The sequence below is a fragment of the Candidatus Baltobacteraceae bacterium genome (genome assembly GCA_035502855.1).
GTDB lineage: Bacteria > Vulcanimicrobiota > Vulcanimicrobiia > Vulcanimicrobiales > Vulcanimicrobiaceae > Aquilonibacter.
The window spans coordinates 1-16,847 of sequence record DATJTX010000029.1 but is presented as its reverse complement, the minus strand read 5'-3'; the positions used below and the strand labels follow the sequence as shown (position 1 = coordinate 16,847).

General features: G+C 64.5%; 13 protein-coding genes. 5 read left to right on the top strand and 8 right to left on the bottom strand.

Features of this window, described 5'->3' with window-relative positions:
* Window positions 1-4: 4 nt before the first annotated feature.
* Genes VMF11_11865 through cmk form a run of 6 tightly spaced genes read right to left on the bottom strand, consistent with a single transcriptional unit; the run spans window position 5 to window position 7,142 of the window.
* Complete coding sequence (locus VMF11_11865) at window positions 5-742, bottom strand: YebC/PmpR family DNA-binding transcriptional regulator (protein ID HTU71005.1); 738 nt, start codon at window positions 740-742, stop codon at window positions 5-7.
* A gap of 54 nt (window positions 743-796) precedes the next feature.
* Window positions 797-4,054 (bottom strand): phospholipid carrier-dependent glycosyltransferase, encoded by a 3,258-nt coding sequence (locus VMF11_11860; GenBank protein HTU71004.1) that lies wholly within the window; start codon window positions 4,052-4,054, stop codon window positions 797-799.
* A gap of 18 nt (window positions 4,055-4,072) precedes the next feature.
* Window positions 4,073-5,068, bottom strand: a complete 996-nt coding sequence (locus VMF11_11855) for a polyprenyl synthetase family protein (GenBank protein ID HTU71003.1) — start codon at window positions 5,066-5,068, stop codon at window positions 4,073-4,075.
* Window positions 5,031-5,873 (bottom strand): 4-hydroxy-3-methylbut-2-enyl diphosphate reductase, encoded by an 843-nt coding sequence (ispH, locus tag VMF11_11850; protein HTU71002.1) that lies wholly within the window; start codon window positions 5,871-5,873, stop codon window positions 5,031-5,033. The genes VMF11_11855 and ispH overlap by 38 nt, the downstream gene beginning before the upstream one ends.
* Window positions 5,854-6,456: a lysophospholipid acyltransferase family protein gene (locus tag VMF11_11845; GenBank protein HTU71001.1), complete on the bottom strand. Its 603-nt coding sequence runs from the start codon at window positions 6,454-6,456 to the stop codon at window positions 5,854-5,856. Before VMF11_11845 ends, ispH begins: the two co-directional genes overlap by 20 nt.
* Window positions 6,453-7,142 (bottom strand): (d)CMP kinase, encoded by a 690-nt coding sequence (gene cmk / locus VMF11_11840; protein HTU71000.1) that lies wholly within the window; start codon window positions 7,140-7,142, stop codon window positions 6,453-6,455. Before cmk ends, VMF11_11845 begins: the two co-directional genes overlap by 4 nt.
* Before the next feature lie 57 nt (window positions 7,143-7,199).
* Here cmk and radA point away from each other — a divergent pair, with 57 nt between their 5' ends.
* Genes radA through VMF11_11820 form a run of 4 tightly spaced genes read left to right on the top strand, consistent with a single transcriptional unit; the run spans window position 7,200 to window position 13,524 of the window.
* Complete coding sequence (gene radA / locus VMF11_11835; GenBank protein ID HTU70999.1) at window positions 7,200-8,516, top strand: DNA repair protein RadA; 1,317 nt, start codon at window positions 7,200-7,202, stop codon at window positions 8,514-8,516.
* A 6-nt stretch (window positions 8,517-8,522) separates the two neighbouring features.
* Window positions 8,523-9,362: a glutamate formimidoyltransferase gene (gene ftcD / locus VMF11_11830; GenBank protein ID HTU70998.1), complete on the top strand. Its 840-nt coding sequence runs from the start codon at window positions 8,523-8,525 to the stop codon at window positions 9,360-9,362.
* On the top strand, window positions 9,359-12,043 hold the full coding sequence (locus VMF11_11825; protein ID HTU70997.1) for a pitrilysin family protein: 2,685 nt from the start codon (window positions 9,359-9,361) through the stop codon (window positions 12,041-12,043). The genes ftcD and VMF11_11825 overlap by 4 nt, the downstream gene beginning before the upstream one ends.
* A gap of 35 nt (window positions 12,044-12,078) precedes the next feature.
* On the top strand, window positions 12,079-13,524 hold the full coding sequence (locus tag VMF11_11820) for an NAD-dependent succinate-semialdehyde dehydrogenase (GenBank protein ID HTU70996.1): 1,446 nt from the start codon (window positions 12,079-12,081) through the stop codon (window positions 13,522-13,524).
* A gap of 15 nt (window positions 13,525-13,539) precedes the next feature.
* Here VMF11_11820 and VMF11_11815 read toward each other — a convergent pair whose 3' ends face one another.
* Both VMF11_11815 and VMF11_11810 read right to left on the bottom strand, forming a co-directional pair.
* Window positions 13,540-14,670 (bottom strand): pyridoxal phosphate-dependent aminotransferase, encoded by a 1,131-nt coding sequence (locus VMF11_11815; protein ID HTU70995.1) that lies wholly within the window; start codon window positions 14,668-14,670, stop codon window positions 13,540-13,542.
* A complete protein-coding gene (locus tag VMF11_11810) occupies window positions 14,667-15,488 on the bottom strand; it encodes a 2,3,4,5-tetrahydropyridine-2,6-dicarboxylate N-succinyltransferase (protein HTU70994.1) in 822 nt (273 codons plus the stop codon). Before VMF11_11810 ends, VMF11_11815 begins: the two co-directional genes overlap by 4 nt.
* Before the next feature lie 36 nt (window positions 15,489-15,524).
* On the opposite strand from VMF11_11810, the gene VMF11_11805 reads away from it, so the two are divergent.
* The gene (locus VMF11_11805) at window positions 15,525-16,559 is read left to right on the top strand and encodes an NAD(P)-dependent alcohol dehydrogenase (GenBank protein ID HTU70993.1); all 1,035 of its coding nucleotides are present in this window, start codon (window positions 15,525-15,527) and stop codon (window positions 16,557-16,559) included.
* Window positions 16,560-16,847 lie beyond the last annotated feature (288 nt).

Genomic DNA, 16,847 nt, shown 5'->3' with positions numbered 1-16,847 from the left:
CTGTTCAGGTGAGCGCCTCCAGCGCCGCTTCGCTCACTTCGAGATTGCTGAAGGCGTGTTGCACGTCCTCATGTTCGTCGAGCACGTCGAGAAACGCGAGAGCGGCGGCGAGCGCGTCCCCCTCGGGCGCGACGGTCTGCTTGGCACGCACGCCGCGATAAACGTCGAGCAGCTTGAGACCTGCACGCTGCAACGCCTCCCGCGCGGCGGCCAGCTGCGTCGGCTCGGTGTAGATGTACGCACGCTGCGCGCTGTACTCGACGTCGATGACGCCGTCCACCAGCGCCGCTTCGGTGAGCGCGTCCTCGGAGCGCCCTTGCGGATCGACCTCGATCGTCCCGACCGTTTCGAACATCCAGCCGACCGAACCGGTCTCACCGAGCGAGCCCGCGTGCTTGCTGAAAAGGAAGCGCAACTCACCCGCCGTCCGATTGCGATTATCGGTTGCGGCGTCGACCACGACGGCGACGCCGTGCGGACCGTAGCCCTCGTAGCGGATCTCCTCGATCTCCTTCTCGCCCGCCCCGCTCGCCCGTGCGATCGCACGTTTGACGTTCTCGGAGGGCATATTGTGCTCGCGCGCCTTTTCGACCGCGAGCTTTAAACGGTGATTCGATTCGGGATCGGCGGAACCCGACTTCGCCGCGAGCGTGATCTCGCGGCTGAGCCGCGTGAAGAGCGCGCCGCGTTGCGCGTCGGTTTTGCCTTTATCCAGCTTGATGTTCTGCCACTTACGACCCATAGGATTTCCTCTGCTCCAACCCAGGTTATCGGAACCTCCGCGCGACGCCTCTCGTCACCCGTACGGACCGACGATCCACCAGGGGAACCACATCCGCAGATGCCACGCGTTCCACGTCAGGGGGACGGCCGCGAGAATCGGATAGAAGAAAACAAAGGCTGCGGCAATCACCGCGACCGTCGCCGCTATCGCCCCGATGCCCCAGAAGCGGGTGAAATCTCGGCGGTCCTTGACACGCAGCCAAATCTGCTGCAGGACGATCGCGTTGCACAAGCAGATCAGCGGGATGTCCACGTAAAAGTGATAGGCGAAGGTAATGCGCGGGGACTTCATCCACGGCAGCCACTGTAGCAGATACGTGAGCACGATCAGCGCATAGCCTTTGTTCTTTCGCAGCCATGCCAGCACGCCGACCACCGGTACGCAGATCAATCCGATCCACATATTGATCGGATTGGGCATCGACGTGATCTCCTCGACGCCGAAACCGTTCGGATCGTTTTTGTTCTGCCGGTTGTCCTGATAGTAGTAGGCGATGGGAATCGCATCGATCGGCCACTCCCACCAGAACGACGAATAGGGGTGCTTCGCCTTGAGCGTGTCGTGATACATGAACATCGTATACTGCCGGTACACGACGTCGTTGAAGTTGTGGATCTCGTTCGGATCGGGTGACTGCCGGACCAGATCGGGAACCCACGCGAGCAGATAGACGGTCGCACTGATGAAGAGAATCGTCGCCAGCGCGCCGTCCAGCCGGAAACCGCGCGGATTGCCCCAAAGCGCCGGACGTCCGTTCGTGAAGTAACGCTGAAGCCAGACGCAGATCAAGACGACGAAGCTCACGCCGAAGCCCATCACGCCATACCACTTCGAGCTCACCAGGAGTCCGAGCGCAATCGTGAACGTGATCAGCCACAGCTTCGCCGCCGAACCCTGCTCGCGCGCCTCGCCGGTGCGAATCTCGTTGTTCGCATAGGTGGCGGCGGCTTCGGGCGTTTCGTACACGACGCTGGGATCGGTGCGATAGGTAATCGTGTAGTCGTCGCCCGGGTAGACGAGGGCGCCGCCTCGATTTTGCGAGACCGCTCCGGCAACGATCTTCGCCTTCCCGCCGGTGGCTTCGATGCGTCCGCCGTCGGGCGCAACGAGCGCGCGCTTCGGTCCGTCGACCAAGGCATAGGATCCCTCGGGGAACGTATATTCGGTCGCTCCGTCCGCGAACCAGCCGCGGAACATCGCGTAGCGCAACAGTAGGTACACCCCTACCGCAACGTAGAGCCCGACGATGATGCTCGAGGCCACATCGAGATGGCCATGCCACCGCAGCGCGTTCCAGATCGCGTCCCATACACCGACGACGACGGCTCCGGCAATGAGTGCGACCACGCCTGCAACCGCAAACGCCCACGGTGGAACGAGCAGATGCGCCCGCGCCTCGACCTGCGATGCGATCCAGAAACGGTAGAACGCGTAGACGGCGCCAAGCGAAAAGACCACGACGAAGCCTTCGGGAGTGCCGATGCGCGACTGCACGAAATGCATGCCGTCGCAGATCAGGAGGAACGCCGCAATCGCCGAGAAGACGGTCGAGCCCGTGACGCGCTTGGCGAACGCGTACAGCAGCATGACGACGAACGCGCCGAAGAGGACGTCGAGGAACCTCCACCCGTAGGAGTTGTCCCCGTGCGCGAGGCCGCCGAAGAGCATCACCGAGAGCGTCACCAGCAGCTTGGTCAGCGGCGGATGGGTGTTCTCGTAGATGCGCATGTTGCGCAGATACTCTTCCGCTGCGCGCGCGAAATAGATCTCATCGAAGATCTTCGTCGGCGGGTACCAATACCGGACGATGGAGAGCACGAAGCTGACCACACCGAGCGCGCTCATCGTCACGTAATCGACGAGCGTCATCACGCTCAACCCTTCGCGCGGATCGTAGTACGCCTTCGCACGCTTGGGGGTTTCCTCTTCGGCCGCGCCGGCCGGTTTGGGGACGCGTTCGGCCTCGGGCGCCGACCCCAAGAAGATGTATCCCAGGACGAAGAACGTCCCGACCGCGACGAGAGCATAGAACGAGGTGAGGGGCCCCCAGAGATTCTGCGCGTTGACGCCCGCCGCTCCGTTCGTCACGACGTTGATGTACTGCAGCGAGTAGATGCAGTTTGCGAAGAGCACGACGGAGAGAACCAGCGTCGCCCAGAGATAACGGCGCGCGATCGGGATGCAGGCCGTGCAAAACATCACCGCGTCGAAGCTGTAGCGCTCGTGCATGCGGGTGGCGAGAATGAAAAATGCGAGCAAGCCGATCGCGCACGATTCCAGCAGCGCGGCCGGGGTTTTCTCCTGGAGGTAGCGCCAGACTACGAGCGCCAACGCGGCCAGCACCAGCACGATGCCCCATACGTACTGCGGAAACTGCACGCCCCACCATCCGATCGGCGTGGAGTCCTTCTGCCACAACGTTCCCTTGATCGCCCAGAGATTGAACGCGTTGACGCTGTTGTAATCGTAGACGCTCGAACCGAACTTGTAGCGCTCGTAGAGCCACGAGAGCGCCGCGATCGGATTGGCCGTCGGGTGGAACGGGATCACCAGTGCGGCCGCAAAGACGAAGGCGGCCAGAATTCCGATCGCGGTCGCCGCCACCCGCTCGCGCGCGCGCTCGCGGTCGGTAAAGGCGAACGCGATGAACAAGGCGATCAACACCGCGGCTTGCGGTTTGACCAGGAGCGAATAGGCCAGCGCGATCCATGCGGCGGGAATGAGCCACGAGATCTTTCCAACCGGTTCGTCGCCGCTGCGCAAGAGGAGGTACACCGCCAGGAGCGCACACCCGCCGGCGACCGAATCCACTTGGCCCCAATCGGCCGAGATCAGAATCGTCGCGGGGTTGAGCAGGTAGATCGCCGCGGCGGTCAGTGCGAGCGCCGGGGGCGCGAAGCGGCGGCCGATGACGTAAATCAATGCACCGACGCCGAGATCGGCCAGGATCGCCGGCAGTTTCACGACGACGCGCAAGATCGCCAGATTCGGATCGTGCGCGCGGAAGAGCGCCCACACGTGCCCGAAGACGGCAAGGATATAAAAGTAGCCGGGCGGATAATCGGCAAAGCCGGTCTTGGCGTAAAAACTCGAGAGACCGTGATCGACGAGCGAGATCGTCCATGCCTCGAACGTGCCGACGTCGACCTTGAAGCCGGTGGCATTGACGAAAATCATCCGTACCGCGAATCCGGCGAGCAGCAGGATCGGCAACGCGTACGGGAGCGTGCGCTCCCAGACGGACGTTCGTACGTTCGTCCTGGCGTTCACGATAAGATTGGCCTCCGGTCAGCCGACAGGTTCGGCGAGTGTTTCGAGCAGATAATCGCGCAGCAGACGATTAGGACAACGTTCCACGACCGCCATAGGTTCTTCAACGGCACGCGTTGCCGCCTCTCGGGCCCCGACGCTCTCGAGTGCGGCCGCGACGCGTTCGGCCTCCGCCGAGTCGAGCGGCCGCTGCAAACGATAGGCATCGGCGATGACCGCTCGCGCCGGCGACGGCGGTCCCGCCAAAGCCCACGCGATCGGGAAGGTCCACTTCCGGCGGAGCAGATCGCCGGCCACGGCCTTGCCGGTGCGGTCGGCGGAAGCCCAGATGCCGAGCGCATCGTCGCGAATCTGGAACGCGATCCCGTATGCATGCCCGAGTTCGGCGTAGGCGTCGGCAGCGTCCGGAACCCCGGCCGCGCATGCGCCGAGCGCGCACGCGGCTTCGAATAGCGCGGCCGTCTTGCCGCCGATCATTTCGTAGTACGCCGAGAGTTCGACGTGTCCGGCCCGTTCGAATTGCAGATCGAGCGACTGCCCGTTGCACATCGTCCGGTGCGCGCGGTGCAAGCGCTCAACCATCTCGAGCGTGCGGGCGGCACCGAGAAATGAACGCACGCGAACGAGCGCGAGAACGCTCAGCGCACACATCGCGTCACCGGCGTTGATCGCCTGGGCGATGCCGTAGACGCTCCAGAGCGTGCGGCGACCGCGGCGAAATTCGTCGCGGTCTTCGATGTCGTCATGAGCCAGCGAGTAGTTGTGCAGAATCTCGACCGCCGCGGCAGCGTCGAGCGCGCGCTCGAGCGTGCCGCCTTCGGTTTCGCAGACGCTCATCAGCATTTTCGGCCGAAGGCGCTTACCGCGCCGGGCCGGACCGTGGGGAGGATAACCGAAGTGGTACGCGAGCATGTCCGCCACCGCGGGCGATCCGGCGTAATCGCGAATCCGCTGCGCCAGATGTTCTTCGAAGACCTCAGACGGGTTGACGAGCCAATTCCTCCATGCGCGCATGCACCTGATCGACGAGCCATCCCGGCGTCGAGGCGCCGGACATCAGCCCCGCGACCTTTACACCGTCGAACCACTCGGGCTGCAGCTCGTCGGGTCCTTCGATGTGGTACGAATGCGCGCCGTGCAGCTCGGAGAGCTCGGCAAGATGCTTGGTGTTGGCCGAGGTCTTTCCGCCCACGACCACCATCACTTGCACCTCCTCCGCCAGACGCAGCGCTTCGCTCTGACGGTTGTTGGTGTCGGTGCAGATCGTATTGACGGCGCGCACTTCGTAATATTTTTCGCTGAGCGCCTTGACGATGTCGGTGAAGCGTTCGCGTGAATAGGTCGACTGCACCACCACACCCATCTTGCTTCCGCGCGGAAGTGCGGCCACGTCTTCCACCGTTTCGATGCACCATGCGCCGGGAACGTGGCTGAGCGTCCCCTTCACTTCCGGATGCTTCGGATCGCCGACGACGATGATCTTATAGCCGTCGGCCCGCAAGCGCTCGGCCTGGACGTGGATCTTGGTGACCATCGGACAGGTTGCGTCGATGATCTCCAGACCCTTGGTCTTGGCTTTCTCGAACACCTCGACCGGCAGGCCGTGCGCGCGAACGAAAAGCGCGCCGCTTTCCACCTCGTCGACGCTGGCCGCATTGCGCAGCCCGTTCGATTCGAGCTCGGCGACGGTCTGCGGATTGTGCACGACGTGGCCCAGCGTCGTGACGTCGCTGCGCCCCGCGATCGCCTCTTCGGCCTTCTTCACCGTGATGGCGACACCGAAGCAGAACCCTTGAACCTTAGCCTTCCGAATCTCCATCGATACTTTCCCGTACGGCCGCGATCGCGGCCATGACGTCGTCGGTGAACTTCGCCAGCTCCTCGCGTGTTGCTTTCCGGTCGGCCGGCAGAAGGAGCGGTTTGCCGAATGCGACTTTGATCTGAGCCAATTTCGCGGTATGGGCGCTTCCCACGATACATGCCGGCACGACCGGGGCCTGCGCCAGCGAGGCCAGCAGCGCGACACCGGGTCGAGGCTCCTTGTCTCCATGCACGTTGCGTCCGCCTTCCGGAAAGATACCCACGCACCCGCCCGCGCGCAGCACGTCGACGGAGCGCTTGATCGCTGCCCGCGCGCTGCCTTGACGATCGACCGGATACGCACCGACCTGCGCGATCAGGGCCCCAAAGAGCGGGATCGCGAAGAGCTCCTTCTTCGCCATATAGCGGATCCGGCGGGGGCAATACGCGCCCAGCAGCGGCGGATCGAAGTTCGAGACGTGGTTGCAGGCGACGATCAGCGGACCCGCGAGCGGCACGTTTTCGGTTCCGTAGGAGCGCACGCGCCAGAGCACGGCCGAAATCACGCGGATCAGCGCCTTGGCGATGTCGTAGACGATCACCGCGAGCGCTCCACGATGCCCGCGATCAGCTCGAGGACCTCGTCGATGCCGAGCGCGCTCGAATCGATCACGTGCGCGTCGGGGGCCGGAACGAGCGGCGAAACGGCACGCTCGCGGTCGAGGCGATCGCGCTCGTCGATCTCCTGCGCCAGTTGATGTTCGCTGATGTCGACGCCGGCGGCGAGCAGCTGCGCCCGGCGGCGCTCGACGCGCGCGTGAACCGACGCGGTGAGGAAAATCTTGACGGGCGCGAGCGGAAGCACGACCGTCCCGATGTCGCGTCCGGCCATCACAACCGGCCCCTCCTGCGCAATCTCACGCTGACTACGAACCATCGCTTCGCGCACCCTTGCGTGCGCAGCGACGGTCGAAACGATTGCCGTGACTTGGTTCGATTGCAGCGTTGCCTCGTCGAGTTCGGTCCGCCCGGCGATGATGTGAAATCCGAGCGGTGCGGCGCCATCCAAGCGGACTTCGACGTGCGCGCCCTCCCACAATCGCACGAGCGCGCTCTCGTTGTCGGCGTCGATGCCGCTGCGCAGTGCGAGATACGCGAGCGTGCGATACATCGCCCCGGTATCGAGATAGAGAATGCCCAGACGTTCCGCGAGCCGGTGCGCGACCGTCGTCTTTCCTGATGCAGCAGGACCGTCGATCGCAATTTGAAGGTGCGGTGGCGCGCTCATCGTCGAGCCGCCGTTCGCCGAGGAGTTCGGTTCCACCCGGCGGTACAACACACGGACATGGCCAAAACGCGGTCGGTCTTCTTCTGTAATGCGTGCGGTTTCGAATCGACGCGATGGCTGGGCCGCTGTCCGCAGTGCGAGGCCTGGAACTCCTTCGACGAGCGTCCGTTCGCGGTTCCGGCTCGCTCCGCCGGCGCGAGCGCCGCGCGAACCGCCGCGCTTGCACCGGTCGAACTCGGCGCGATCGACAGCACGAAAGTCGCCCGCATCCGCAGCGGAATGAGCGAATTCGACGCGGTCCTGGGCGGCGGCATCGTTCCGGGCAGCGTGACGCTGATCGGAGGACCGCCGGGCGCCGGCAAATCGACGCTCTTGCTGCAAATCGCGGCGCGCCTGTGCGCAAGCGGACGCGTGGTATACGTGTGCGGCGAGGAATCCTCGGCGCAGGTGAAACTCCGCGCGCAGCGGCTGGGCATCGACGCACCGCTGCTCGTGCATGCCGAGACCAATCTGCGAGCGGTGCTCGATGCGCTCGCGCGCACGGACCCGATCGCCGCGATCGTCGACTCGATTCAAACCGTGTGGCTCCCGGATGCGCAATCCTATGCCGGCAGCATCACGCAGATTCGCGATTGCACGCAGGCTTTGATGGAATTCGCCAAACGCAGCGGTTGCGCTACGTTCATCGTCGGACACGTCACCAAGGACGGCGCAATTGCCGGCCCGCGGCTCCTGGAGCATCTCGTCGACACCGTGCTCTATTTCGAAGGTGAGACCAGCGGCGAGCATCGCATTCTGCGCGCGTACAAAAACCGCTTCGGCTCGATCGACGAGATCTGCGTCTTCTCCATGCACGACCGCGGGCTCGATCAAGTGCTCAACCCTTCGGAACTCTTTCTCGCGGGGCGCGAAGATCGCCCCAGCGGCTCGTGCGTCGTGGCTTCTATCGTGGGCTCGCGACCGGTGCTGATCGAAGTGCAGGCCCTCGTCGGCGAGAGCAGCTACGGCACGCCCCGGCGTCTGGCGAACAACCTCGATCAGGCGCGCCTTGCGATGATCCTGGCGGTCCTCGAGCGCCGCGTCGGCATGCACCTGGGCACACACGACGTGTACGCATCGGTGGCGGGCGGCTTGCGCGTGAGCGAACCCGCAGCGGATCTCGGTATCGCGCTCGCGATCGCGTCATCGTTTCGCGACCGTCCTCTCCCTCCGCACGCGGTCGCCTTCGGCGAACTTGGACTCTCGGGTGAGCTGCGCAGCGTGAACGCAAGCGCGCGGCGCGAAGCCGAAGCGCGCAAGCTCGGCTATCGGACGATCTTCTCGCCCGAAGCGCATCGCGACGTCGCTTCGGCGATCGCCGCCGCGCTTTCCTGATTCGTCGTGGCACTCTTCGAGATCGTTCCGAATCTTTCTGAGGGGCGATCGGCCGAAACGATCGACGCCGCGGTAGCGGCCGTGCATTCCGCCGGCGCGCACGTGCTGCACCGCACCAGCGATCCGGTGCATCATCGCAGCGTGCTCACGATCGCGGGAGGAGCGGCAAGCGTGCTCGACGCCGCGGTCGCGTTGGCCGGCGTGGCGGCGCAGCATATCGACCTGCGCGAGCATCGCGGCGTGCATCCGCGCATCGGTGCGCTCGACGTACTGCCGTTCGTGCCGCTCGACGGTGCGACGCTCGACGATGCCGTAAAGCTGGCGCACGAAGCGGCCGCGCGCATCTGGCAGACGCATCGTATTCCTTCGTTTTTCTACGGTGCCGCCGCCCGATCGCAAGACCGGCGGCTGCTCGCCGACGTGCGCGCCGGAGAATTCGAAGGGCTGGAGGCGCGCTTCGTGCGCATGCCGCCCGACGTCGGCGAGATCGCCAAACACGAGCGCGCCGGCGCGATCGCGGTCGGAGCGCGTCCACTCTTGATCGCCTTCAACGTCGAGCTGGCGACCGGCGATCTCGCCGTCGCCAAAGCCATCGCCCGTGCGCTACGCGAACGTTCGGGCGGGCTGCGCACGCTGCGCGCACTGGGTTTGCGCTTGAGTGAGGGGGTCGTGCAAGTATCGCTCAACGTCACAGATGCGCAGGCTACGCCGCTCTATCGTATCGTCGAGTCGATCGCGCGCCTGGCCGCCATGAACGACGTAACCATTCGCCGAAGCGAGCTCGTCGGTCTAATTCCGCGAGCCGCGGTCGAAGCGTCGGCTCGCTACTATTTGGGGACACCTTGAGACGACTGGCTATCCTCCTTACCTGCGGGCTCGCGCTCATCGTAAGCGCGAGCGCTCGCGCGCAACAGACCGGCGGTCCGGGCGACGCCGGCATCTACGAGACGACGCTGAAGAACGGATTGCGGGTGGTGGTGGTCGAGGATCACGCCGCACCCGTCGTCCAGACCGCGATGTGGTATCGCTTCGGTTCGCTCTACGAAACACCGGGCAAAACCGGTCTCGCGCACGCGACCGAGCACATGATGTTTCGCGGCACGGACGATATGAGCGCGGGCGGCCTCGATGACATCGTCGCTCGGCTCGGCGCGCAGATGAACGGGCAGACCTCATACGATTACACCGAGTTCTATTTCATGATGCCCGCGGATAAGGTGGACGTTGGTCTGCAGATCGAGGCGGATCGCATGCAACACGCGGCGATGCGGCAAGCCGACTGGGATATCGAGCGCGGTGCCGTCCTCAACGAACTCGAAGGTGACGAAGGCTCGCCGTTCTTCAATCTCCTCGAACGCGTTCGCGCCGCCGCGTACCCCGGCCAGCCGAACGGTCGCACGCCGACCGGATATATCAGCGACGTGCGGCGCGCGACCGCCGCCGACATCGCCAAGTACTATCACGAGTGGTACGCGCCGAACAATGCGACGCTCGTCGTGTCGGGTGACGTCGACCATACCGTGATCTTTGCCAAAGCCGAGCGCGATTTCGGCGCGATTCCGCGCAAGGTGCTGCCGCCGTTTCGCCCCGGCGATCCGACGCCGGTTTCCCACACCGTGTCGGTCACCTCGGATCTGCCGTTTCCGTTCGGCGTGATCGATGTCGCCTACGCCGTGCCCGGCGACACCGAAAAGGGTGAACCCGCGATTAGCACGCTCGCCACGCTGATCGAGAACCAGCTCTCTCCCTTTTATAAGGCGCTGGTGCAGAGCAACGTCGCGATCGCACTCGAGACCGAGGAAGACACGCAGCTCAAGGGCGGACTGCTCGACGTCTACATCGTGCTCAATCCGGGACACACCGCGCAAGAGGCGACGCGCATCTTCGAGAGCACGATGGCGAAAACGCTGGCCGCCGGCTTCTCGCCGGATTTGGTCGATGCATCGAAGCGCCTCACCATCGCCGAGCGGCTGTACGCGGCCGATTCCATCGACGGCATCGGCGATCTCGCCGGCTACACCTACGGGGTCGTGGGCGAACGAATCAGCGACGAAGACGATCGTCTCGCCGCGCTGAACGGCTCCTCGCTGCTCGCGGTGGCGCGTCAGTATTTGAGCCGTCCGACGGTGATCGGCCACCTCGATCCGAACACGCAGCCGCCGCTGAGCAACTCGCAAAAGAGCAACGCGACGATCACCGACGATTTCTCCAAACGCGTGCCGAACGGTCCGATCATCGAACCGCCGGCGCTGCGCGAGGAAACCCGTACCCCCACGACCGCGCGCAGCACGCTGGATCCGACCACCTTCACGCTGCCCAACGGCATCAAGGTGCTCGTTCAGGAAAAAACGGATCGTTCGACCTTCGTCTTGGCCGGTCAAATTGCGTCCTCGGCTGCGTTCATCCCCGCGGGCGAGGAAGGCGTCAGCGATCTGGCATCCACGCTGGCCGACTACGGCAGTGCGTCGTATCCGTTCGAGGCACGGCGCAAAGCGATCGACATGATGGGTGCGGTGGTGAGCAACGGCCAAGACTTCCTCGCACGCGGGCTTGCGCGCGACTTCGCAAAGATCGTTGCGATCGCCGCCGACGGCGAGATGCATCCGACCTTTGCCGAGCCGTGGTTTACGCTCGAGCGCAATCAGCTTGCGAATAGCTTGCAGTCGAACGACACCATTTCGGGCGTGATCATCGATCGCTTGTACCTGCGCCTGCTCGCCTCACCGCTCGATCCTTCGCTGCGTCACGCGAGCGAGAGTACCGTCAGCGCGCTGACGCAAGCCGACCTCATCGACTATACGCGAACGTACTGGCGTCCCGACCTCACCACCATTGCCGTCGTTGGCGACGTGACGCCGGACCAAGTGCGCAGCGTCCTCGAGAACGCCTTCGGCGGTTGGAGCGCCCAAGGGCCCAAGCCCGATCCGCGCGCGATGCCGTTTCCGGCGGCGCATTCGGGCCACGAATACGTCGGGACGGCCGCCAACCAGGTCTACGTGCGCCTGGGCGAACCTGCGGTCGGGCGCAACAATCCCGACTACGACACGTTCCTGGTCCTCAATCAAATCCTCGGTGCGGGCGGCGATTTCGAATCGCGGCTCTGGCAAGAGCTGCGTCAGAAACGCGGTCTGGTCTACAGCGTCGCCAGCTCGGTCGACGCCGGCCGCGATCGGGGCGATTTCAAAATCGAAATGAACGCGTCACCCGACAAGGTGGTCGAGGCGGTCAACTTCGTGCGCTCGGAGTTGCGAACGCTGCAAACGCGTCCGGTCACCCAGACGGAGCTCGACGACGCGAAGCTGCGTCTGGTCAGCGACGCGCTGCTCGACGAAGCCTCGGCCGACGGTCAGGTGCAGCAGCTCCTGGACATCGGGACCAACGATCTACCGTTGGATTATTATCGAACGCTCAACGAACGGTTTGCGAGCATCACCGCCGCCGATGTCGAGCGTGTGGCGCAGAAGTATCTCGATCCCGCGCAGCTCGTTGAAATCTACGCCGGTCCGCCGGGTCCGTGGGGGTACTAGCCCGGCTGAAGCGGTAATCTAGGGGAGGCCTCATCATGACTGCGACCCTACCTTCTTACAACGAATTGTATCTGCAGGTTGCGGGCGAACGCATCGGCGCGGGCATGCGCGCAACGCGGCCGGTGCTCAATCCGGCGACGGGCGCGATTCTAGCCGAACTCCCGATCGCGACCGACGACGATTTGGCGCGCGCGCTCGCTGCGGCTGCGCGCGGCTTCGAGCATTGGCGCGCGACGAGCGCGTACGATCGCGCCAAGGTCCTGCACCGAACGGCCGAGCTGATGCGCGAGCGCGTCGATTCGATCGCGCGCACGATGACCCTCGAGCAGGGTAAGGTGCTGGCCGAGGCGCGGCTGGAGGTGTTGGCTGCCGCCGACATCTTCGATTGGAACGCCGAAGAGGGCCGGCGCGCCTACGGACGCGTGGTGCCCGCGCGTTCACCGGCAGTTCGTCAGATCGTGATGCAAGATCCGGTCGGCGTCGTGGTCGCCTTCACGCCGTGGAACTTTCCGGCGCTCACCCCGGCACGGAAACTTTCGGGCGCACTGGCCGCCGGCTGCTCGATCATCATCAAGCCCGCCGAGGAAACACCCGGAACTGCGCTTGCGTTGATGCAAGCCCTGCTCGATGCCGGCTTGCCCGAGAATGCGGCCCAGATGCTCTTCGGCGATCCGGCCCATATCTCGTCGACGTTGATCCTCTCGCCGATCGTGCGCAAGGTCTCGTTTACGGGATCGACCGCGGTCGGTAAACAACTCGCCGCGCTTGCGGCGCAGGGCGTCAAGCGCGCGACGCTCGAGCTCGGCGGGCACGCACCGGTCGTCGTAACCGAGCGTGCCGACCTCAATCGCGCGGTCACCGCGTCCGTAGCCGCGAAATTCCGCAACGCCGGACAAGTCTGCGTTTCGCCCTCGCGTTTCATCGTCCAAGAAAGCATCTACGATCAATTCGCCGAGCGTTTCATTCGCGCGGCCGCGGATCTTCGCGTTGCGCCGGGCTTGGAAGAGGGCGCGCAGATGGGTTCGCTGGCCAACGAGCGGCGCCGCAGCTCGATCCACGGGATGGTGCAAGATGCGCTCGCGCGCGGTGCAACGGTGCAGCTGGGGGGCGCACCGCTCGAGCAACCGGGCTTCTTCTACCCACCGACCGTGCTCACCGATATTCCGGCCGATGCGCGCGTTCTCAACGAAGAGCCCTTCGGTCCGGTCGCCGCGATCACCACGTTCCGCGAAATCCCACAGGCGATCGCGGAAGCGAATCGGTTACCCTACGGGCTTGCAGCGTACGTCTTCACGCAGGATGTTTCCGAGCATATCGCGCTTACCGGCGGCATCGAGTCCGGTATGATCGGCGTGAACCACTTCGGCGTTTCACTGGCCGAGATTCCGTTCGGCGGCGTCAAGGAGTCGGGTTATGGTTCCGAGGGCGGCACCGAGGGAATCGAATCGTATCTGGTCACCAAATCGGTTACGACGATGTGAGGGCGCCTTCCGCGCTCATACGTACTCCTTGCAATATTTCGCGATGCGTTTGATGCCCTCGCGCACGCGATCGAGCGGCGCGACCCAGCTCAGGCGCAACCAGCCCTCGAACGACTCGCCGAACGCGACGCCGGGAATCGCCAGGACCTCGTACTCGTCCGCGAGCTGCATCGACGCATCGAACGAACGCACGCCTTCGGGTAATCGCACGCACGCGTAAAAACTGCCTTCGGGGCGAATGAAGCGCAGGCCGCTGCGCTCCAGCGCCTCGAGCACGCCGGCCCATTGCGCGCGATACCACGAAACGTGCTCGTTGACGCCGCCGAGTTCGGTGAAGACGTGCAGCGCCACTTGCTGCGCAAAGGTATCCGTGCACGAGGTGAGCCAGGCATGCGTCTTGATCGCGTTGACGACGAACGCTTCCGGTCCGATCAACCAGCCAAGACGCAGACCCGTGAGCGCATTGCTCTTGCTGATCGAGTTGGTTGCGATCGTATGCGGATAACGTTCGGCCAAATAGGCTTCGTCTTCGATGAAGGTTTGCTCGCGATAGATCTCGTCATGGATCAGCCAGACCGGGTCGCTGGCGCGCGTCTCGAGCCCGCGAACGAGAGCGCCGGCTTGGTCGGCGTGCAGAACGCGCCCCGTCGGGTTGTTCGGCGAGCAGATCACGATCGCGCGTGTGCGTTCACCGATTGCGGCGAGAACGCGCTCGGCATCGAGCGCGAAATCGTCCGATTCGCGCATCGCGACGCTGCGCGTCGTGATTCCTTCGAGCCGCGCCATCTTGGCGTACGACGGAAACGTCGGCTCGACGATCAGCAATTCGTCGCGGGCAGGATCGAGCAGCGTCTTGATCGTTACGTACATGGCCTCTTGCGAGCCGGTCGTGACGCAGACGTTCTGCGCCTCGTGCATGCCCGGGTAGTCGTAGTGGCGTGCAATCGTCTCGCGCAGCGCGGGGTCGCCGGCGTTGGCCGTATACTTGATCCCGTGCTTTTCGACATACCTCATCGCGTAGGCGAAATGCTCCGGGTTGGGGCTCAGCGAGGGCTCGCCCAGACCCAAATCGATCGAGCCGGATCGCCGCTTCGCTGCCACCTCGCGAATCATCGAGGTCGAGATCTCCAGGACGCGAGGATTCACACCGCTACCTCGAAGTCGCGCAGCACGGAGTTGAGCGAGGTCTTGCGATCGGTCGATTCGCTGCGCGTACCGATGATCAGCGCGCACGGAACGGTGTATTCGCCGGCCGCGAAGCGCTTGGGAACCGAGCCCGGAATCACGACCGCCCGCGCCGGAATGCGGCCCTTCGTCGTTACCGGCTGCCCGCCGCGTACGTCGATGATCGGCGTGCTTGCGGTGAGGACGACCCCCGCACCGAGCACCGCTTCGCGTTCGACGCGCACGCCCTCGACGACGATGCAGCGCGAACCGACGAACGCGCCGTCTTCGATGATGACCGGGGTCGCCTGCGGCGGCTCCAGCACACCGCCGATTCCGACGCCGCCGGAAAGATGCACGCCCTTACCGACCTGCGCGCACGAACCCACCGTCGCCCAGGTATCGATCATCGTGTCTTCGTCGACGTACGCGCCGACATTGACGAAGGCGGGCATCAAGATCGCGTTGCGCCCCAAAAAGCTGCCGTAGCGGGCAACGCCCGGAGGCACGCAGCGGACACCGAGCTTCTTATAGTTACGCTTGACCGGCAGCTTATCGAAGAATTGTAATCCGTGCGCGTCACCCATGACCGTTACCTCGCGCCGCGTGAAGTAGAGCAGGATCGCCTGCTTGACCCACGCGTTCACGACCCAGTCGTCACCGGACGGCTCGGCGGCACGCAGCGCGCCGACATCCAGCGCATCGATGACCTCGTCGATCGCGCGTCCCTGCGGGCCGCGCACGTTGCCCTTTCCGGCGGCGAGCGACTCGATACGCTCGCGCAATTTGTCGATCTTCATGCCGGGCGTACCGTTAGCCCCGGCGAAGAACCAATCATGCTCGCATACCGGCTCTTTGACGACGGTCCCAGGCTGATCCGCGACGCGCCCGTCCCCGAACCGGCGGAGGGCCAAGTGCTGGTAAAGGTTGCCGGCTCGGGCGCGTGCCATTCCGATCTGCACGTGATCGCGGCGACTGCCGCCGGGACCAGCTTCTTCAAACCGCCGTTCACACTCGGCCACGAGAGCACGGGCTGGGTCGAGGCGGTCGGCGCCGGTATCCATCGCGTCAAAGCCGGTGACAAAGTCGCCGTGTATTGTGCCCTGGGTTGCGGAAAATGCCGCACCTGCCTCGCCGGCTTTGAAAACTACTGCATGACGTTTCGCAGTATGAACGCCTGCGGTCTCGGTGTTGACGGCGGCATGGCGGAATATCTCCTGGTTCCCGCGGAGCGCTATCTCATTCCGCTCGGCGATTTGGATCCGGTCGAAGCCGCGCCGCTCACCGACGCGGGTATGACGCCCTATCATGCAATCAATCGCTCCCGCGCGCTGCTGACACCCGATGCGACCGTGGTCGTCATCGGCATCGGCGGCCTCGGCCACCTCGCGTTGCAAATTCTGCGTTCGACGACCGCGGTGCGTGTAATCGCGATCGATATCTCCGACGACAAACTCGCGCTGGCCAAGGAACTCGGTGCGGATGCGACCGTGCGCTCCGGCGAAAACGCCCTGCGCGAAGCAATGGAGCTGCTCCACGGCGAGCAGGCCGACCTCGTGCTAGACTTCGTCGGATTGCAACCGACGATCGATCTGGGCCGCAAACTCGTTCGCCCGGGCGGCGACCTCACGATCGTCGGCCTCGGCGGCGGCACGATGACGTACGGACAAGCGCGGATCGCCCGGGGTGCGCGCGTCTTCACACCGTACTTCGGCGGCATGGGCGAGATGCGGGAATTGATCGCGTTGGCGGCGCGCGGCGGGATTCGCGCGCACGTGACCCGCTATCCGCTCGATCGCGTTGCCGAGGCGTACCAGGCACTGCACGACGGGTCGGTCGACGGCCGCGCGGTGATCGTCCCGAACGGCTAGGGAAGCTCTGAAGAAGTCCATGCTCCGATCGTTATGGCCCCGATGGCCGCAGACCCGAGGAGTCGGCGAGGGAGCATAGCCGGGGTGTTCTGTGACCGAGCCGACGACGATGGAGATGCGCCATCGCGGCCATAACCCTTCGGGCATGGGCATTTTCCGGTGCGGGTCTTCGTTGCATCCTCGGTCACAGAGCGCGTTGCTATGCTCCCTCGGATGCGCCTCGATTCGCACCGGAAAATGCTCCTTGCGATCGGTACAGCGACTTTTTCAGAGCTTCCCTCGTTTCCT